Source organism: Cellulophaga sp. Hel_I_12 (assembly GCF_000799565.1).
Lineage (GTDB): Bacteria > Bacteroidota > Bacteroidia > Flavobacteriales > Flavobacteriaceae > Cellulophaga.
In genome coordinates this window covers 3,453,695-3,473,120 of the sequence record NZ_JUHB01000001.1, presented here as the reverse complement: position 1 = coordinate 3,473,120, position 19,426 = coordinate 3,453,695, and the positions used below count along the sequence as shown (strand labels likewise).

Genomic DNA, 19,426 nt, shown 5'->3' with positions numbered 1-19,426 from the left:
TACAAAAAATAGAAGTTAAAGTGCAGGATCAAAACAGGTTTTAAGTTTTAAAGTAAAAATTACTTGGCATGAAATCGATACTAATTGAACAAGCGACCAGCAGCAGCGAACAACTATAACCCATCAACTATTTTCCAAGATTCCCTTTTTTAACAGCTGCCCAAAATGATACATATCTTCGTACGATGAATAAAATGGTGCTGGCGCCAATCGAATTACATTAGGCTCTCTCCAATCGGTAATGACTCCGTTTTTCATTAAAAAATCGAAGAGTGATTTTCCTTGACCGTGTAAAAATACGGACAATTGACAACCACGATCTTTTGGGGTAATAATTTCAAAAGAACTATCGACCTCAGCGTCTATTTCGTGTAAAATAAACTCTAAATAAGCGACAATTTTATCGCGTTTTTCGATGAGTGCTTCCATACCTACTTCTTCAAACATAGTTAAAGAAGCTAAATAGGGTGCTACCGATAAAATTGGGGCATTACTCAACTGCCAAGCATCAGCATTCTCCATAGGATCAAAAGTTGGCTTCATTAAAAAACGCGTTTCTCTTTTAGTGCCCCACCATCCTTCAAAACGTGGAATATCAGGATTATTTAAATGCTTTTCATGAATAAAAACGCCCGAAGCATGACCAGGCCCACTATTCATATATTTGTAGCTACACCAAGAGGCAAAATCTACCTGCCATTCGTGCAGTTTTAATTCCACATTACCGGCTGCGTGTGCTAAATCCCAACCTACAAAGGCACCTGCTTTTTTTCCAGCTGCTGTGATTGTTTTCATATCGAAGACCTGTCCGTTATAATAATTAACACCACCAATTAAAACCAAGGCTAGTTCATCTCCGATTTCGTCAATTTTTGCTAAAACATCTTCTGTTCTCCAATGGTGTTCTCCATCGCGTTTTTTGACTTCCACAATCGCATCATTGGGATCTAAGCCATGAAACCTAATTTGACTTTGTAGCATGTATTGGTCTGATGGAAACGCTTTTTCTTCACAAAGTATTTTATACCGTTTTTTTGTGGGTCTATAAAAAGAAACCATTAACAGGTGCAGGTTTACCGTTAAGGTATTCATTACGGTAACTTCCGGTGTTTTGGCACCCACAATTTTAGCAAGAGGTGCTGCCAAACGCTCGTGATAATCCCACCAAGGCTTTTCGGCATAAAAATGACCTTCCACTGCCAGTTCTGCCCAATCTTTCATAACCTCATCAATAAACCTTTGCGTGCGTTTAGGCTGTAATCCCAGCGAGTTACCAGTAAAATAAATCACCTCTTTGCCGTTTACTTTCGGAAAGTAAAACTCGTCTTGGTACTTTTTAAGTACATCTTGTTCATCTAATTGTTGTGCAAAAGCTAATGTATTCTGGAAAGTCATTTTTATTTTTTTATTCAAAATTACAACATCCTATTTGATTATTACGGGTTTAGACCATTTGATCCTACAACAAGCGCATTTCTATAATATGTTTTTTAAACCCTGCTTTTTCATAGGCTTTTATGGCTGAACTATTGTCATCATAAACGGTTAGTCTAATTTCAAAAATATTTTGTGCAAATGCCCATTGTTTTAATTCTTGGATAATTAAGCTGTTAATGCCCATGCCGCGATACTCCGGATCGGTAAACATAAAATGAAGATTTACATATTTTTTGTGTGCTAAGTAGGGTTTTGAATCTAAAACAATCCCAAAACCACTACCCACTATGGTATCACCAATCACAGCAACCACTACTTTACTTAAACTGTCTGTAATTAATTTTTCAATATCATAATAACTAATTGGATCTGGAGCAAGTGTAGGATCAAAAGGTCTTTCTGCTTTGATAATCCCTTGTTCAAATTGCAATAAAATGGGTACATCTGAAATTTCTGCCTTGCGAATGGTAATGTCGTTCATGTTATACTTGTTTACGATAGCAAATAATCTTTATTTTTGTAAAAATACTATACATGCATTTTTTATCGCCATTACTTGAGAATTATATTGCTAATAATTCACAAAATGAACCAGAAGTTTTACGGGACCTCACCAAAGAAACACATCTAAAAGTACTGCAACCTAGAATGATTACGGGTCATTTTCAAGGGAGAGTGCTCAGTTTACTATCCAAAATAATACAGCCAAAGACGATTTTAGAAATTGGCACCTACACAGGCTATTCTGCCATTTGTTTAGCGGAAGGATTACCCAGCGATGGGGTGTTACATACCATCGATGTAAATGAAGAATTGTATCGAATACAACGCACTTATTTTGACAAAAGCGGATTTGGACCTCAAATTATACAACACACAGGCGATGCGCTCAAGATTATCCCCGAAATAAATGTAGTTTTTGATTTGGTATTTATCGATGCGGAGAAAGCAAGTTATGATGCCTATTTTGAAGCGGTTATGAAGAAAACAAAATCAGGTAGTGTTATCCTATCTGATAACGTCTTGTGGTCTGGCAAGGTCGTAGAGCCTTTGCAACCCAAGGACAAAGTCACAGAATTATTACTAGCCTATAATCAAAAGCTAAAAAATGATCCAAGAGTAGAAACCGTTTTATTGCCTATAAGGGATGGTATTACGCTGACTCGCGTGTTGTAAATTTACAGTACAAAAGATAAAAAACATAAGCAGCTACTGTGCCCACTAAAGCACCCATGATTAGATCTATGGGATAATGCACTCCTACATATATACGGCTAAAAACAATAAGTAAGGCCCAAAGGTAAAAAAGCCAAATCCACCAAAACCGATGTTTTAAAAATAAGACTATAATGGTGGTTAGTGAAAATGAAAAAGACGCATGACCTGAAAAAAAACTATAGCCTACGGAAGCTTCTTGAACTATTCTGATAAGTTCACTTAACGTGCTGTCTGAACTTGGCCTTAAACGCGCTACCCATTCTTTGGTAAGAGACGTTAGGCCGTGTACAAATAAGAGTACCGCTAGAACCCAATATAGTTTTGAAAATGCCTTTTTGGTAGTTTCTTTATAAAATAATAGAAAGATAAACAGTAAAAAAAGCGGAGTCCAAGTTGAAATTGTCGTGATTATTCTCCAAAAGGCATCGCATTTTTCGACTCCGAGGCTATTCAAATAAATAAAAGTTTCCCTATCCCAGGTTAACACTTTATCTAACATGCCTTTATTTTCTTTTGATAGAACCTGTCACGTCGCTGACGCTTTCTTTCACTTTATCAATTTCTTTTTTGATGTCTTTTGTGAAATCAGTATTTATTCCTTGCTTATCAGCACTTTTCTGAATTTCTTGCTTTATATCTTCGGTCGCGTCTTTAAGTTGGCGCATACCTTTACCTAGGCCTTTGGCGATATCAGGAATCTTATCTGCCCCAAAAACCATAACCACGATAAACATGATGAAGAATATTTCTGCACCACTAATAAATAAAAACACAGTCGTCAACATGACTACAAATATAATGAGAAGTTTGTGAGCGCAATAAAAAAAATCACAAAACATAGTATAATTATTTTTTGAAATAATCACCCTTCGTAGCCTGTCAAAAGCGCGCTTCTAGATTTTACGAAGAATATCGCAAAGGTCAAAAAAAAAGAAACCCTATTGATCAACTGAGTTGAAAAATAGGGTTTTAGGCACTAAAATTTTTAGTGAATTCTAGTTGTTATTTGTGTTTTTAAACTGATCAAAATCGGACTCTTGTTGTTTCTTTGGCCAAGAATTATTGCTGGTATCAATATCCGCAGTCTCTGCCTTTGGATCTATTTCAACACCTACTAACTCTTTTTGAAGCGCCAACATTCTAGTCACTTCTTTGTCATTCATTCTCCAAATTTCTGGAGGATAGGTAATATTTTCTTTACTCCCATCAGCATAAGAATACTCTACGATTAATGGCATTGGGATTCCTCCTGGTTTGGTAAAGGTAATTTCATAAAAGAATTTTGGTTCTTTAACCGTGGCTCTTTCCGCAGCAGTCATATTATCCATCATAAATTCTTTTAAAGGCGTAGAGATGTCAGAAGGCAATTTCCCTTTTTGACTTTCGTCATAATCTTCTGTTCCTTCTTCTGCAAGATATACCAAAGCAGGTAAATCATTAATATTCTGATTTCTTGCGGCCATCATGTCTTTCATTCTTTTTGTAGGCTTGTCAGTAACAATATATTTCTTAACATCACCTACCCCTATATCTACCACATTGGTGGTATAGAACCATCCTCTCCAGAACCAATCTAGATCAACGGCAGAAGCATCTTCCATGGTACGGAAAAAATCTTCAGGTGTTGGGTGTTTAAATTTCCAACGGTTGGCATAGGTTTTAAAAGCATGATCAAACAATTCTCTTCCCATAACTGTTTCACGAAGAATATTTAATGCTGTTGCTGGCTTTCCGTACGCATTATTTCCTAATTGATATACATTTTCAGGATTAGACATGATAGGTGAAATATAATTTTGATCACCACTCATGTAATTTACAATTTTAGAAGGCTCACCTCTACGTGACGGGTATTTTTCGTTCGGTGCAATCGCTTCTGGAAAAGATACTCCAAACTCTTGTTCTGCAATATATTGCATAAAGGTATCTAAACCTTCATCCATCCAACCCCATTGGCGTTCGTCAGAATTTACGATCATAGGAAAAAAGTTATGGCCTACTTCGTGAATAATTACACTGATCATTCCGTATTTAACGCGGTCTGAATAGGTGCCATCTTTTTCTGGACGGCCATAATTCCAGCAAATCATTGGGTATTCCATCCCTTGATTTTTTGCATGTACTGAAATTGCTTTTGGATAAGGATAATCGAAGGTGTGGTCAGAATAGGATTTTAAGGTCTGAGCAACAGCTTTGGTTGAATACTCTTCCCATAATGGATTCCCTTCCTTAGGATACATTGAAATGGCCATAACGTCTCTGTTGCCTAATTTCACGGCTTGCATGTCCCAAATAAACTTTCTTGAAGACGCAAAAGCAAAATCACGAACATTTTCAGCCTTTAATTTCCAGGTTTTTGTTTTGTCAGAAAAACCTTTTTCAGCGGCTTCTACTTCAGCTTGTGTTACAATAACCACAGGTTTGTCATATGATTTTTTTGCAGCTTCGTAGCGTTTCATCATGTCTTTAGAAAAAACATCTTTCATATTTTGAAGCTCTCCCGTACCATCTAAGATATGATCTGCAGGCACTGTAATGTTTACATCGTAATTACCAAAAGGTAAAGCAAACTCTCCACTACCCCAAAATTGATGGTTTTGCCATCCTTCTACATCATTGTAAACGGCCATTCTAGGAAAAAACTGAGCGATGACATAGGCTCTATTGCCGTCTTCCGGAAAATATTCATATCCAGAACGTGCTCTATCTGTAGTATGGTCAGGAATATTATAGTTCCATTTAATAGAAAAAGATACTTGTGTTTTACTTTTTAAAGTCTCAGGTAAATCAATACGCATCATCGTTTGATTGATGGTATACGGTAAAGCACTGCCATTCGCTGCTTTTACATATTCTATATTGAAACCACCATCAAAAGATTCTTTCACAAATGAACCAGCAAAATTTTCCATGGTTGAAGCCATAGGGGCTCTAGAACCGTTTCTAAGGTTCGATTTTGTGTCTTTTGTTCTCACATTTTGGTCTAACTGCACCCATAAATAATTTAAATCGTCAGGAGAGTTATTGGTGTACGTAATGGTCTCTTCACCATATAATTTGGCATTTTTATCATCCAAGGTAACATCCATTTTATAATCAGCTTGTTGCTGATAATAATCAGGACCGGGCGCACCAGAAGCTGATCTATAGGTATTCGGAGTTGCGAATTCCTCGTACATTTGTTTAAACTTGTTGACATTACCGTGAGGCTCTGCCTTTTCTTTTACTTCTTGCCCTTGCGCACTAAGCATCGTTGCAAAAACAAAAAGAAGTGTCGTAAAGTAATACTTAATTTGATACATTGATTTGAATTTAATTAGTCGTTGGAAAATTAAAGCTTTTTTAAGAATCTGTTAACTTTTTAATCCAAGTTTAACATTCCTTTATTATTTGCCCGACTCAAGACAAAGCTTTTCTTTTGATTATTTAATTTAAAATGAACTACGTTTTGCTGTTCTTCAAATACATCGGTTAAAACTTCATTGACAATGGCGATGTTCTTAATATTTTTAAAATTTACTTTAGGAACTTCTATATAACACACAATAATATCATTGTCGTACTTTTTTCCGATAAAGGTAAATTGCTTTTGTTCGTCATCGAGAAAAACCAAAAATTTAGATTTTAAATATTTCTCCACGTACCTATCCACCTCAGCCAGTTCTTTTTTAGTGGCCATGTATAGGTTTACATCATACCGCTCTTTTAATGCCTTCTCCATGTCATCGATAAAAATACGGGTCGTTATTTGCAGTGCATCCTCTTTCTCAGAATAGGAAACATTCGTTACACTTACATAAAATTTATGCACAGCGGTAAACGCAAATAAAGGAAGTAATAAAATTAGTACGCTTTTCTTGAAATTCATGGCTATTTTTTTAGTTGTCTTTTCTTAAGCAAAGGCTATGCCAAAGATAAGCCTTATTCGATATCGTTTTCTTTTCTAAAAACAACACTTTTTTGGGTTAAAAATTCCCAGATTTCAATGGGATTATTAGATTGCATTAAGGCGGAAAAGGTAGAATCGGCCTCACAGAAATACAGAAATTCATACCCCCGTACTTCTGGAATTTTTAATTCTGTACGAATAAGAGTATCTGAAAAAAAATTAAACAAGTCTTCTATAACCACATTTTTTTTATCACGAGCTACGCGCTTTTTTAGCATTTTTGTACGACCCGAAATTCTATTTAATATTTTATGAAGATTAACAGCACCACCAGCACCTCCATACCCTGCTCCCGCAGATTTAATCCATTTACCACCATCAGCTTCAGCTAATAAACGTTCACTTTGCGTTTTCTTTTTTACATAGGCATTCGGCAAACCAAGTGTGGCTGCCACCACCACGTTTTGAGTTTTCATGTCTTTTGCCAAGTCGCCTGTTAAATTATAAGGCATAACAATGATCTCATCCAACTCATTATTAGCTTCTTCGAGAGTCACTATAATACGCTGGCTTTGTAACATGGCTGTATGTACAACAAGCGTTTTCTTTTTAAATTGAACCGCAGAAAAAACGATACTGTCATTGGCTTGTACCGCTATAGCGAAAAAACCGTAGCCATCAGAAATAGTACCTTTTCCGCTAGAAATATTTTGAACAGTGACATCTTGCACTTCATCCGTAAACGATTTAATATTTCCATTAAGCAATACACGTGAATCTTGCGCTTTTGCAGTAAAAACTGCAAAAAGTAAAAAGATCATCGCGCTATACAAGACGGTTTTTTTCACAGATCTTAAGGCGTATCTAAGGCGTTATTTTTACGATAAGCAGCACTCTTGACCAACATAATTTCCCATAATCTAAGTTTATCATTCACATTTGTACGTGCAAAATCGGCGTCTACTTCACAGAAATACATAAAATCATCAATCTTTTCTTCCGGAATTTTAAGCTGTTTTACAAAGAGGGTGTCGTGATAGGCGTCACGTATTAATTCTGTTCGTCTGTATTTACGCTGTTCTGCTGCAAATTCTTTAAGTCGCTTTGTTTCTCCGGTGATTGCATTCAATACTTTTAGTATAGAACCTCCATTTTGCGCAGAATACAACTGACGATCTGATTGTGGCATTACTTTTACATTCGAGTTAGGCAGCCCTAAGGTAGAAGCCGTCACAACTGGACCTACTTGCATGGCATTCATATCTCTTTTAAGCTCACCCGTTAAATTGTAGGGCATTACAATAACCTCGTCTAATTCTGTCAAGGAGGCTTCTAAAGTCACAAAAATGCTTTTACTCGATAACATATCTTGTGAAACAACCAACTGTTTTGTTTTGAATTGTATCGCCGAAAAAATAAGTGTATCATATAGTTTTGCCGTGATCGTGAAAAAACCTTCTGCATCGGTAATGGCTGCTTTACTCGCAGAAATATTTAAAACATGGGTGGCAGAAACGTCATCATCAGCACTAAGTACTCGGCCTTGTAGTGAATGATACGAAAAGTCTTGCCCAAAACTTAATGTACTGTAGCAAAATAGAAAAATAAGTGCATAAAAAGCGCCATTATTTTTCATTCAGTGTTTTTTTGAACTCCTTGCTTTGGTCCACTAAAAAATCAATCAATTGAAACTCGTTTGTTTTTTTAAGTAGCGATTGTTCAGACATATTGTTGTCGCAATAGAATAAAAATTCGTTAATTTTATCTTGAGGCAACTGCAAATCTTTGACAAAAAACTCATCATCATACACCTGTCGTAATACTTCACTTAATTTTAATTTAGGCGTTTCAACGCTTTCCCCATCTTCGTTTTTAAGTCCTTTTTTAATAGCTTTAAAAATATTGACAAAATTAAGTCCGTTCTGCATGCCCCTTTCGGTTTGTGATAAGGCAATATTTTCTACCCTAGTCGTTTCGTCAATACCGTAATCAAACTGTTTAAATTCTTCATTTTTTAATTTGATAAAAGCTTCTTTATTTTCTGGACCGACCACTATTTCATCGAGCTGGGTTACTTTTTCAGTGACTTCAACCACTAAACGATTATTTTCTAATATTTCTGGTGTAATTACTACTCTTTTTATTTCATAATTCAAGGCCGTAAAGACAAGTTCATCGCCTACTTTTACATTGATAGCAAACTCCCCATTCGCATTAGTAATCACGCCCATTTCAGTAGTTACATTGATCACATTTTCATTTTGCACATTACTGCTACGATACATCACTTTACCTCTTAAAAGGGTGCGATCAGTGTCTTGGCTATACCCAAGTGAAACAAATAGAAGTAAAAATAAAGCGATTTGGTATTTTTTCATAATTAAATTGATCGTGTAAACCCTGTTAGTCAATGGTTGTACTTTAGAATTTGTTAAGTTTTATATAAAGTAAGCGCAAGTTAACTTCAAAAAAAAGGAAACCTACATTAAACTTTTGTTAATTTGTACGTGATTAAAGATCTGAAGTTATGAAAAAAATACTTCTAGCGAGTACCTCAACACTATTTGGACAAGCCTATTTGGCGTATTTGTTACCGGAACTCGAGATTTTTTTTAAAGGTAAAAAAACAATTACCTTCATCCCCTACGCTAGGCCAGGTGGCATTTCTCATGATGCCTATACTCAAATTGTGGCTAAGGCCTTTGCTGCGATAGATAAAAAAGTGGTGGGCGTACATAGCTTTAGGAACCCCATAACTGCTTTGCAAAGCGCTGAAGCCATTTTTACAGGTGGAGGCAATACTTTTTTATTAGTGCAACAGCTCTATGAAAAGCAAATAATGGCCGTTTTGAAAGAAAAAATTGAGCATGGCACACCCTATTTGGGCACTAGTGCGGGTAGTAATATTGCGGGTGTTACTATGAAAAACACCAATGATATGCCCATTGTATATCCACCTAGTTTTGAAACACTGGGCCTTGTAAATTTTAATATCAATGCACATTATTTAGATCCAGACCCCAAAAGCCTACATAATGGAGAAACAAGGGAAACAAGAATTAAAGAGTTTCATTGTTTCAATACTGTTCCTGTAGTTGGGTTACGCGAAGGTAGTTATGTTGCTGTTGAAGGTGAAAAAATTGAATTAAAAGGTCCCTTTAAGGCACGTATTTTTCTCCCTAACAAAAAGCCTTTCGAAGGAAAAAACCTACACTTCAGCTAGGTGCTCCAGTATCTAGATTTGTTTTATTTGTATTTGAACCTTAAATAGTATCCGTTGAACTAAGCCCAGTGCATTTCAACTTATAAAAAAGGAGATATAAAAGTTTCGTTGTAGTTTTACTTCCTATTTAGGGAACCTATTTTACGATAAACATACCCCATGAAAACACATTATTTAAAAGTATTAGGCCTTGTTTTATGTTTAAGCGCGAGTTTTTCGTCTTTACATGCCCAAGTTAAAATCGGGAATAATCCACAGACCATCAACGCGGCATCACTTTTAGAACTAGAAAGTAGTGATAAAGCTTTTGTTATTCCTAGAATGAACACGGTTCAAATGAACAGCATAGTGCCACTAGAAGGGGCTATAATTTATAATACAGAAGCCCAATGTTTGCATTATTTTGATGGTTTGGTATGGATTAATATTTGTGAGGCTTTTGGGAACAGCATTACCTTTTCGAGTGAATCTCTTGAAAACCCTGGAAATTTTGAAACAATTACCATTACGCAAACCACGCCTACCAATTTTAATTTTGAGGTGGGTATTTTAAATGCCAGTAACATACAAGATGGCTCTATTATAAGCCCTAAAATTACAGATGGTGCCGTTACGTTAAATAAACTGGCTACAAATTCAGTAGATAATAGTAAAATTCTAAATAGAACCATTCAAGCCGGAAAATTAGCTCCAGGCTTACCCAATCAAGTATTACAAACCAATGTAACAGGTACGGCTGCATTATGGTCTAATTTAAATGCCAATAGTATTTCAGGAGATAATTTAACAGCCGGTGACGGCTCCATACTAGTTACGAATGGTGTTGGAGCCACTTTACTTAATACGAATATTAGAGTAAATATAAATGATGCTACCTTTGAAGTGGACCCAATAAACGGACTTCAGGTTAAGGAGGATGGAATTACAATAGCTCAATTAGGTACAAATGCAGGCGATGAAAATAAAATTTTAGGAACCGATATCGCAGGGAATCCTGAATGGCAAGATGCAGCACAAATTGCCAGCAGCCTTGGAGAAGATGTTACCTCAACCAATGGTTCTATTACGGGCGTTGCCACTGATGCTGCCTTGGTCGCCATGAATTTGGAGGTTAAGGTAGATGATGTTAGCCTTGAAGTAAATCCAGATACTACCACAGGCCTACAAATAAAAGATGCTGGGGTGACTACAGATAAGATTGATGCAGCTGCAGTGGACAACAGCAAATTAGCCGATGATGCGGTGACCCTTACAAAAATCGGCACTGCCGTAGGTGATGAAAATAAAATTTTAGGAACCGATACTGCAGGCGATCCTGAATGGCAAGATGCAGCACAAATTGCTTTGAGCCTTGGAGAAGATGTAAGCTCAACCAATGGTTCTATTACGGGCGTTGCCACTGATGCTGCCTTGGTCGCCATGAATTTGGAGGTTAAGGTAGATGATGTTAGCCTTGAAGTAAATCCAGATACTACCACAGGCCTACAAATAAAAGATGCTGGGGTGACTACGGATAAGATTGATGCAGCTGCAGTGGACAACAGCAAATTAGCAGATGATGCCGTGACCATTACTAAAATAGGCACTGCCTTAGGAGATGAAAATAAAATTTTAGGAACAAATATCGCAGGCGATCCTGAATGGCAAGATGCAGCGCAAATTGCTGTAAGCCTTGGAGAAGATGTAAGCTCAACCAATGGTTCTATTACAGGTGTTGCCGCTGATGCTGCCTTGGTCGCCATGAATTTGGAGGTTAAGGTAGATGATGTTAGCCTTGAAGTAAATCCAGATAGTACCACAGGCTTACAAATAAAAGATGCTGGGGTGACTACGGCTAAGATTGATGCAGCTGCAGTGGACAACAGCAAATTAGCCAATGATGCAGTGCAAACCGAAAATATTTTAGATGCCACGATAGTAGAAGCTGACCTTGCAGATGATGCGGTTACAACAAATAAAATTAGTGACGATGCGGTTACTCCTTTAAAAATTGATGCCACTTTGGCGGGAACAGGATTATTAAGAGATGTAATAACTGGAATTTTATCTATTAATCCCGCAACAGTTACTGGTGATGGTGATATTACCTCAACTGACATAACAGTAACTGGTGGTACTGATGCTGCTTTTAATGACGTTACACTCGCAATAGCAGATGATGCAATTACAAATCTAAAAATAGCTGATGATGCGATTTCTCCTTTAAAAATTGATGCTACATTAGCTGGAACGGGCTTATCTAGAAATGCTATAACAGGTATCTTATCAGTCAACGGAGCAGGAGTGAGTGGTGATGGCAATATTACTTCAACAGATTTAGATGTTACTGGTGATACCAATGCTTTATTAGGTGATGTTTCATTAGAAATAAGTAATGTTGCCGTAACTGCTGCAAAGGTAAATGCTAACGTTGCTGGCGAAGGTCTTGAAAAAGATGGAACAACTGGTGCTTTAGATGTTTTAGTGGATAATTCAACTATCGAGATAAATTTGACTAATGGTTTGCAAGTAGTGCCCGACGGAATAACCTCTGCTCAAATTGCAAATAATGCTGTTTCTCCCTTAAAAATCGATGCTACTTTAGCAGGAACAGGTTTATCAAGAGATGGTACTACTGGAATTCTTTCTGTTAATCCAGCAACAGTTACTGGTGATGGCGATATCAACTCAACTGACATAACAATAACTGGTGGTACCGATGCCGCTTTTAATGACGTTACACTCGCAATAGCGGATGATGCAATTACAAATCTAAAAATAGCTGACGATGCGGTTTCTCCTTTAAAAATTGATGCTACTTTAGCAGGAACAGGTTTATCAAGAGATATTATAACTGGAGTTTTATCAGTTAATGACGCCACTGTCGCTCCTATCTTTTCAAATATTACTGGGGTACCTGCCGATTTAGCTGATGGTGATGATGATACCACTTATGCTCCTGGAACAGGCCTTTCTCTTACTGGAACTACTTTCGCTGTAGACAACACTACCATTGCACCCGTATTTTCGAACATAACTAGTATTCCTAGTGGTTTAGCTGATGGCGATGATGATACCACTTATTCTCCAGGAACAGGCCTTTCTCTTACTGGAACTACTTTCGCTGTAGACAACACTACTATTACTCCTATATTTTCAAATATTACTGGGGTACCTGCCGGTTTAGCTGATGGTGATGATGATACCACTTATACTCCTGGTACAGGCCTTTCTCTTACTGGAACTACTTTTGCCGTAGACAACACAACTATTGCTCCGGTCTTTTCAAATATTACTGGGGTACCTGCCGGTTTAGCTGATGGTGATGATGATACCACTTATGCTCCTGGTACAGGCCTTTCTCTTACTGGAACTACTTTCGCTGTAGACAACACTACTATTGCTCCTATATTTTCAAATATTACTGGGGTACCTGTCGGTTTAGCTGATGGTGATGATGATACCACTTATGCTCCAGGAGATGCTATGACATTAGTAGGGACAGTTTTCTCAATTGCTGATGGCGATATTACAACGAATAAAATAGCTAATGGAACTATTGTAGATGCAGACGTTAGCTCAAGTGCAGCTATATTGGGCACAAAAATAAATCCCAATTTTGGCAATCTACCTGTTTCTACTACGAACACTATATCCTCGGGAAATAATACTATTACAGGAACTTTATCTACTACAGGAACTGCTACTATTGGTGCTAATACAATTACTAATATAAATGGAAGTAATGGACAAGTTTTAACAACTGATGGAGCAGGAAATGCTACATGGATTTCTCTTCCTACTGATGCAAATACAACATATTCTGCTGGAACTGGACTAACCTTAACAGGTACCACTTTTTCGGTAACTCCAAGTGCAACAAATGGTCAAGTTTTAACAACGGTTGCTGGTAATACAGTTTGGGCTAGTCCTGTAGTAATTATTGAAGTAGCTGATGAATTTTTATCTACGCTTAATCAAACCATTTTTACTTTAAACCAGACGCCTTCTGCTAATAGCAAAGTAAAAATGTATGTTAATGGCTTAAGAGTAAGCAATACGGACTATAGTTTAAGCGGTACGACAATAACCTATAATGGACCGAACTTAAATACTAGTGATAGAGTTCAATTTGACTATTATTATTAAGAATAATATGTTTTTAAATTAATCAAACTATTTCATGAAATCATTATTACTTAAAAACATAACTTACATATTCGTCTTTCTAGTAGGCTTTATTGCCAATGCCCAAAGCGCCTTACACCATGCGGGTACTATGCAAATCCATGCGGGTGCAAATGTGGGTTTTCATACCAATTTTATAAATACGGCGCCTTTTGATCAAAACTTGGGCTTGGTGGGTTTTTATGGGGCTAATTTTTTAAATATTCAGGGCAGCGTTTCTCCTGTATTTTATGATTTTGAAGTCAGTGCTAACAATGGCGTGGCATTAAATGTGCCTACCAGTGTAAGCAATAGCGTTAATTTTATCACCGGAGATGTCATTACGCCAAAATCAGTACAAGACATTTATGTTGCGCTTGTTAATGATGCTATTTATGTGGGCGAAAGCGATTTTTCTAAAGTAGATGGGTATGCCTTGGTCACCAACCAACAAACCTACTCATTTCCTGTGGGGGATGAAGCCCAATTGCGTCCCTTAATCATGAATTCGAACAGCATCAATTTAACCGCAAAATGCGCTTACTTTTTTGAAGACCCCAATTCGCCTTTCTCTTTTTCTGAAATTTTCGATACTACCGAAACGGCTAGGCAGTTAGACGCTGTCAACGAAAAAGAATTCTGGCGTTTAGAAAGCAGCGTGCCTACTACGGTTACCTTGTCTTGGAATTTGCGCAGTGATATTGGTGCCTTGACCGAAGAAACTGAAAATTTATTGGTGGTCGGATGGGGCAAGATCAATAAAGAATGGGAAATATTAGGGAATACCTTCGTGAGTGGCGACGTTTCGAATGGGATGATTTCTTCAGACAGCTTTATACCCGATGCCTACGAAGCTATCACTATTGGTAGTTTATTAGTACCGCAAGACCGAATGGTGATTGATAATTTTTATATGTCGCCCAATGGGGATGGCACCAACGATGTTTTAGTCATCGATGAACTAAGTCTCTCTCCTAATAATGACTTAAAAATATACGATCGCAACGGCTTGTTGGTCTTTCAAAAAGAAAATTATACCAACGAATTTGCAGGAGTTTCCAATGTAGATAATTTAGTCATTGATAGAAATAAAGGCTTACCTGCTGGCATTTATTTTTACGTCGTAAACCTTTTTGATCTCGGCTTTGAGTTTCAAGGTTTTCTTTACCTAGCGCGGTAATTTAGCTACATACACTTAAGGAAAAATATGTAATTTTAATGCTTCATGAGCGCATTTTAATGCTGTTGTTTTTAGGTCCTCTTTTGTTAAAGCTGCTTGAATTTCTACCTTGTTAGGTGCTACTTTACTAGGCACTAGAAATTATCTTTAAAATTTTAGCCTCAAAATAGACAATAATGCCTAAAATAAACGTTACTACTTTAGGTCGTAAATGAGGTGCTTTTTAAAGTAGGCTTGAGTGTTCGCCGCCATCGGCGTAGAACGGGCAAGCTTATCGCAACTTGTGCTTCATGAAACGGATAGGCTCTTTTGGAAAAAAGTAGATCGCAGTATGGGATAAATGCTAGAATTTTTGACCTTTCAATGCCCTACCCAATTAAGCCTTCAAAAAATTGGTACTATATTTGAAATACCTACTTGAACACCATTTTGTAGGCCATAAAAAAATTAAAATGCAAAGAAGATCATTTTTACACTATACCGGAATGACAGGCTTAGCCCTAACACTATTTCCAAACCTTACTTTAGCGCAATTACAAGCCCAAGAAAAAGAATATTCGCTCTCCCAATTAATGGGGAAATCGGCCATAGACTTGCATGGTAAAGATATTAATCTGGTCAAAGAAGCCCACGATGCATTTATCGAAATGAAACGGGCTGCCTACAGTGCAGGTGTCGATTTAAAAATTGTTTCCAGTTACCGTAGTTTTGACCGGCAACAAGTTATTTTTGAACGTAAATTTATAGCCTATACGGACGAAGGTATGGCGCCTTTAGCCGCTATCAATAAAATTATTGAGTACTCTACGATTCCGGGCACGAGTAGACACCATTGGGGAACCGATATTGATGTGATTGATGGCTATCAAAAAGTAAGTGGCGATGTATTGGTGCCTTCAAAATATGGGGAGGGACAGCCCTTCTCTAATTTTAAAAAATGGATGGATGAAAATTCTGAAAAATTTGGTTTTTATCTGGTCTATACAGACAATCCCAAAAGAAGAGGCTTTAAATATGAACCATGGCATTATAGCTATGCTCCTATTTCAGTACCTATGTTAGATGCTTTCAGAAGCAAAAATATTGTACAACTTTACAAAAATGAAACCTTTCTAGGGAGTGAGCATTTTACAGCAGGTTTTTTAAGAACCTACATCGCAGATCATATGCTCGATATAAATCAGAAACTTTTATAGGCTTTTTGTACTTTAGACATTCCTAAACGTATCAACCGTGAGAAGAGGTAACTGGAAAATTAAAATTTTTATCGGACTCGCTATAGTGGCTTTCGCGTTGATACAAAAATGTAACAATAGCGAAACAAACCCTTACACGAATAGAGTTCAGAATATAAACATGAGTTCGGATCAAGAAATTGCAATTGGCTTGCAGAGTAGACCCGAAATTACACAGCAATATGGGGGTTTACATCCTGACCAACGCATGCAAGACCTAGTAGATGCGATTGGAAATAGATTAGTACAAAATAGCATCGCAAAAGATACGCCTTACCAATACGAGTTTCATTTACTTGCCGATCCAAATACCATTAATGCTTTTGCCTTACCCGGTGGACAAGTATTTATTACCTATGCCTTATTTTCAGAATTAAACGAAGCCCAATTGGCAGGAGTTTTAGGCCATGAAATTGGTCATGTTATCGGCCGGCATTCTGCGGAACGTATCGCAGAAGGCAATTTTTGGCAAACTATTTCTATGGGCGCATCGGTAGGCGCAGATGCAGGGGATATTGTTGGTAGTATTGGTCAAAACACCTTACTTAAAAACGGTCGCGGTGATGAATTAGAAAGTGATGATTTAGGTGTTCTTTTTATGATGAATTCGGGTTACGATCCCTATGAAATGATAGAAGTAATGAAGATTTTAAAAGCAGCAGGAGGCCCCAGCAGACAACCAGAATTTCAAAGTACGCACCCTGATCCAGAAAATAGAATAGAAAAAATTAAGGAAGCTATTAAAAAATACCAAAAACAAGCCTAGTGCATTTCAACTAATAAATGGTTAATTTGTCGAAATAGTAAAATATTTTACTAGTTTTGTGATACCCACATCCTTACTCCATTGCCTTTAGCCCTTATAGCTTTGATTTACAAATCATTAAACGAAACTATATGGCAACACTTCTACATTTTAAACATGTTTATTTAGAAGCATTTGAAGATTGTAAACCTGCATTCGTTGTAGTTTTACTCAAAATTTATTCTTTATTTTCTGTAATTATGATTTCCATGGCATTCTATGCATTTTTTTATAGAGTATTCAGTGGATTCAAATTTTAATACGCTAGCCCTTTTACTTGAACACTAAAAGAAGAAAATAACGATAAAAAAAAGCCATTTACACAGTGTAAATGGCTTTTTTTATGGGCATAACATAGGCTATTTATTTTTCCAGTTTTTCTAAATGACTTTTAAGGCATCTGTTGTATTTGCAGCTACTGCATACTATTGAATGATGATACCCCTATCGCATTTAATTCTCATTTCAGCACCGTGAGCTATACGTACTTCTAAAATCTCAACCTCGCGGTAACGAGCAGCGAAAATAGCTTGCGTCATTACTGTGACTGAAATTGTTTTTCTCTTGATGATTGCCTTTTTATTTTTGACTTACAGCGGAAGCTGCCTATGAATTTTATATTTTAATGACAAGCTAGGTCTTGTTTTGTTTTAATGGAATAGAAAAAAACAATTCATTTAAGGCATTGTAGTTCAAAAAGAAACTAAAATAGTTAGCATTAACAGGCATTTCGTCTTATTTTTGAGGTCTAAATAGCAGCTTCCATGAACAAAAAAGTAATATTGATGATTTTAGATGGTTGGGGGAAATCTCCCAATCCAAAAGTTTCTGCCATTGACCATGCGAATACGCCCTTTATGGACCGAATTCAAAAGGAATATTCTAATGCAAATCTTTTAACTGACGGCATGAATGTTGGGCTTCCTGAGGGTCAGATGGGCAATAGTGAAGTGGGGCATATGAACCTCGGCGCTGGGCGTATTGTGTATCAAGATTTGGCAAAAATCAATAAAGCCGTAAAAGAAGATAGTTTAAAAGACGAAAAAGCATTGAAAGAGGCTTTTTTATATGCCAAAAACAACAACAAACCCGTTCATTTTGTAGGCTTGTTAAGCGATGGTGGTGTTCATAGCCATACCTCGCACCTCAAAGGCCTAATTACCGCTAGTGAAGCGTATAACTTAGATAAGGTTTTTATTCATGCGTTTACAGACGGTCGCGATGTAGACCCTAAAAGCGGTAAGGAATATTTAAAAAATATCATCGAATTTTGTGCGGATAAAAAAGCAAAATTAGCCACCGTTATTGGGCGTTACTATGCAATGGATAGAGATAAGCGTTGGGAGCGCGTAAAATTAGCCTACGATTTACTAGTAAATAGCGTGGGACTTAAAACAAACGATATTGCCACTGCGGTACAGAATAGTTATGACGCTGATACTACCGATGAATTTTTAGCTCCCATGGTCCTTACCGAAAACGACGGTACGCCAGTCGCTAAAATTCAAAATGGAGATGTACTTATATTTTTCAATTTTAGAACGGATAGAGGTCGAGAACTTACACAGGTATTGAGCCAGATAGATATGCATGAACAAAATATGCACAAATTAGATTTATACTATGTCACCATGACTAATTATGATGAATCTTACAAAAAAGTGCATGTTGTTTACGACAAAGACAATATTGAAGAAACATTAGGCGAAGTATTAGCGAAAGCAGGAAAAAAGCAAATTAGAATTGCCGAAACTGAAAAATATCCGCATGTTACTTTTTTCTTTAATGGGGGTAGAGAAATTCCATTCGATGGGGAAAAACGCTTGCTGTGTCCTTCACCAAAAGTCGCTACCTATGATCTGCAACCCGAAATGAGTGCGTATGATATTAGAGATGCGATTTTGCCAGAACTAGATAAGGGAGAAGCAGATTTTATATGTTTAAATTTTGCGAACCCCGACATGGTAGGCCATACAGGCGTAATGTCAGCAGCAATTAAGGCTTGTGAAGTAGTAGATAGTTGCGCTGAAAGCGTGGTCATGGCTGGGTTAAAAAATGGGTATAGCACTATCGTCATTGCCGATCATGGAAATTGCGATACTATGATAAATCCTGATGGTACGCCAAATACAGCGCACACCACAAATCCAGTGCCATTGATTTTAGTAGATGAAGAGCATATAAAAATAAAAGATGGTGTTTTAGGTGATATTGCGCCTACCATTTTAAAACTTATGGGTATTCCACAACCCGCGGTAATGACTCAAAAACCTCTGGTATAGCGATGTACCAA

At 37.1% G+C, this 19,426-nt stretch carries 17 protein-coding genes; 8 read left to right on the top strand and 9 right to left on the bottom strand.

Translation table 11 applies throughout. The features are described from left to right. Window positions 1-123: 123 nt before the first annotated feature. Together kynU and GQ45_RS15060 are read right to left on the bottom strand one after the other, a co-directional pair. The gene (gene kynU / locus GQ45_RS15065) at window positions 124-1,395 is read right to left on the bottom strand and encodes a kynureninase (protein WP_047419292.1); all 1,272 of its coding nucleotides are present in this window, start codon (window positions 1,393-1,395) and stop codon (window positions 124-126) included. Window positions 1,396-1,459: 64 nt separating this feature from the next. Continuing rightward, entirely contained in the window at window positions 1,460-1,918 is a 459-nt protein-coding gene (locus GQ45_RS15060; RefSeq protein ID WP_047419289.1) for a GNAT family N-acetyltransferase, read from the bottom strand. A gap of 53 nt (window positions 1,919-1,971) precedes the next feature. On the opposite strand from GQ45_RS15060, the gene GQ45_RS15055 reads away from it, so the two are divergent. Beyond that, window positions 1,972-2,613 (top strand): O-methyltransferase, encoded by a 642-nt coding sequence (locus GQ45_RS15055; protein ID WP_047419286.1) that lies wholly within the window; start codon window positions 1,972-1,974, stop codon window positions 2,611-2,613. Here the strand turns inward: GQ45_RS15055 and GQ45_RS15050 are convergent. From GQ45_RS15050 to GQ45_RS15020, 7 genes are all read right to left on the bottom strand, one after another. Continuing rightward, window positions 2,591-3,154, bottom strand: coding sequence for a phosphatase PAP2 family protein (locus tag GQ45_RS15050; protein ID WP_047419284.1), 564 nt, complete (start codon window positions 3,152-3,154; stop codon window positions 2,591-2,593). The two genes, GQ45_RS15055 and GQ45_RS15050, sit on opposite strands and share 23 nt — an antisense overlap. Window positions 3,155-3,158: 4 nt before the next feature. Then, on the bottom strand, window positions 3,159-3,440 hold the full coding sequence (locus GQ45_RS15045) for a twin-arginine translocase TatA/TatE family subunit (protein ID WP_047419283.1): 282 nt from the start codon (window positions 3,438-3,440) through the stop codon (window positions 3,159-3,161). 210 nt (window positions 3,441-3,650) lie between these two features. Further along, window positions 3,651-5,957 (bottom strand): M1 family metallopeptidase, encoded by a 2,307-nt coding sequence (locus GQ45_RS15040; protein WP_047419281.1) that lies wholly within the window; start codon window positions 5,955-5,957, stop codon window positions 3,651-3,653. A 59-nt stretch (window positions 5,958-6,016) separates the two neighbouring features. Then, entirely contained in the window at window positions 6,017-6,523 is a 507-nt protein-coding gene (locus GQ45_RS15035) for a DUF6702 family protein (RefSeq protein ID WP_047419279.1), read from the bottom strand. Window positions 6,524-6,576: 53 nt separating this feature from the next. After that, window positions 6,577-7,365: a hypothetical protein gene (locus GQ45_RS15030; RefSeq protein ID WP_047419276.1), complete on the bottom strand. Its 789-nt coding sequence runs from the start codon at window positions 7,363-7,365 to the stop codon at window positions 6,577-6,579. A 32-nt stretch (window positions 7,366-7,397) separates the two neighbouring features. Continuing rightward, window positions 7,398-8,180: an outer membrane protein gene (locus GQ45_RS15025; protein ID WP_047419274.1), complete on the bottom strand. Its 783-nt coding sequence runs from the start codon at window positions 8,178-8,180 to the stop codon at window positions 7,398-7,400. Further along, a complete protein-coding gene (locus tag GQ45_RS15020; protein ID WP_047419272.1) occupies window positions 8,170-8,922 on the bottom strand; it encodes a carboxypeptidase-like regulatory domain-containing protein in 753 nt (250 codons plus the stop codon). Before GQ45_RS15020 ends, GQ45_RS15025 begins: the two co-directional genes overlap by 11 nt. Before the next feature lie 149 nt (window positions 8,923-9,071). Here GQ45_RS15020 and pepE point away from each other — a divergent pair, with 149 nt between their 5' ends. The 7 genes from pepE to gpmI all read left to right on the top strand — a co-directional run bounded on the left by pepE (window position 9,072) and on the right by gpmI (window position 19,415). Beyond that, window positions 9,072-9,767: a dipeptidase PepE gene (gene pepE, locus GQ45_RS15015; protein ID WP_047419270.1), complete on the top strand. Its 696-nt coding sequence runs from the start codon at window positions 9,072-9,074 to the stop codon at window positions 9,765-9,767. A 159-nt stretch (window positions 9,768-9,926) separates the two neighbouring features. Then, a complete protein-coding gene (locus GQ45_RS15010) occupies window positions 9,927-13,895 on the top strand; it encodes a hypothetical protein (RefSeq protein ID WP_047419268.1) in 3,969 nt (1,322 codons plus the stop codon). Window positions 13,896-13,929: 34 nt separating this feature from the next. Next, the gene (locus tag GQ45_RS15005; protein WP_047419266.1) at window positions 13,930-15,093 is read left to right on the top strand and encodes a gliding motility-associated C-terminal domain-containing protein; all 1,164 of its coding nucleotides are present in this window, start codon (window positions 13,930-13,932) and stop codon (window positions 15,091-15,093) included. A gap of 452 nt (window positions 15,094-15,545) precedes the next feature. After that, complete coding sequence (locus tag GQ45_RS15000) at window positions 15,546-16,289, top strand: M15 family metallopeptidase (protein ID WP_047419264.1); 744 nt, start codon at window positions 15,546-15,548, stop codon at window positions 16,287-16,289. Between the two features lie 37 nt (window positions 16,290-16,326). Continuing rightward, entirely contained in the window at window positions 16,327-17,094 is a 768-nt protein-coding gene (locus GQ45_RS14995) for a M48 family metalloprotease (protein ID WP_047419262.1), read from the top strand. 131 nt (window positions 17,095-17,225) lie between these two features. Continuing rightward, complete coding sequence (locus tag GQ45_RS18390; protein WP_369798309.1) at window positions 17,226-17,393, top strand: DUF6747 family protein; 168 nt, start codon at window positions 17,226-17,228, stop codon at window positions 17,391-17,393. A gap of 504 nt (window positions 17,394-17,897) precedes the next feature. Beyond that, window positions 17,898-19,415, top strand: coding sequence for a 2,3-bisphosphoglycerate-independent phosphoglycerate mutase (gene gpmI, locus GQ45_RS14990; protein ID WP_047419260.1), 1,518 nt, complete (start codon window positions 17,898-17,900; stop codon window positions 19,413-19,415). Window positions 19,416-19,426: the final 11 nt, after the last annotated feature.

Excerpts from the sequence above, each read along its gene's own strand:
- GQ45_RS15035 (WP_047419279.1), bottom strand. The coding sequence starts at position 6,523 with ATGAATTTCAAGAAAAGCGTACTAATTTTATTACTTCCTTTATTTGCG.
- GQ45_RS15050 (WP_047419284.1), bottom strand. The coding sequence starts at position 3,154 with ATGTTAGATAAAGTGTTAACCTGGGATAGGGAAACTTTTATTTATTTG.
- GQ45_RS15010 (WP_047419268.1), top strand. The coding sequence starts at position 9,927 with ATGAAAACACATTATTTAAAAGTATTAGGCCTTGTTTTATGTTTAAGC.
- GQ45_RS15025 (WP_047419274.1), bottom strand. The coding sequence starts at position 8,180 with ATGAAAAATAATGGCGCTTTTTATGCACTTATTTTTCTATTTTGCTAC.
- kynU (WP_047419292.1), bottom strand. The coding sequence starts at position 1,395 with ATGACTTTCCAGAATACATTAGCTTTTGCACAACAATTAGATGAACAA.
- GQ45_RS15060 (WP_047419289.1), bottom strand. The coding sequence starts at position 1,918 with ATGAACGACATTACCATTCGCAAGGCAGAAATTTCAGATGTACCCATT.
- pepE (WP_047419270.1), top strand. The coding sequence starts at position 9,072 with ATGAAAAAAATACTTCTAGCGAGTACCTCAACACTATTTGGACAAGCC.
- GQ45_RS15005 (WP_047419266.1), top strand. The coding sequence starts at position 13,930 with ATGAAATCATTATTACTTAAAAACATAACTTACATATTCGTCTTTCTA.
- GQ45_RS15055 (WP_047419286.1), top strand. The coding sequence starts at position 1,972 with ATGCATTTTTTATCGCCATTACTTGAGAATTATATTGCTAATAATTCA.
- GQ45_RS15000 (WP_047419264.1), top strand. The coding sequence starts at position 15,546 with ATGCAAAGAAGATCATTTTTACACTATACCGGAATGACAGGCTTAGCC.
- GQ45_RS18390 (WP_369798309.1), top strand. The coding sequence starts at position 17,226 with ATGGCAACACTTCTACATTTTAAACATGTTTATTTAGAAGCATTTGAA.
- GQ45_RS15020 (WP_047419272.1), bottom strand. The coding sequence starts at position 8,922 with ATGAAAAAATACCAAATCGCTTTATTTTTACTTCTATTTGTTTCACTT.
- GQ45_RS15040 (WP_047419281.1), bottom strand. The coding sequence starts at position 5,957 with ATGTATCAAATTAAGTATTACTTTACGACACTTCTTTTTGTTTTTGCA.
- GQ45_RS15045 (WP_047419283.1), bottom strand. The coding sequence starts at position 3,440 with ATGTTGACGACTGTGTTTTTATTTATTAGTGGTGCAGAAATATTCTTC.
- gpmI (WP_047419260.1), top strand. The coding sequence starts at position 17,898 with ATGAACAAAAAAGTAATATTGATGATTTTAGATGGTTGGGGGAAATCT.
- GQ45_RS15030 (WP_047419276.1), bottom strand. The coding sequence starts at position 7,365 with ATGATCTTTTTACTTTTTGCAGTTTTTACTGCAAAAGCGCAAGATTCA.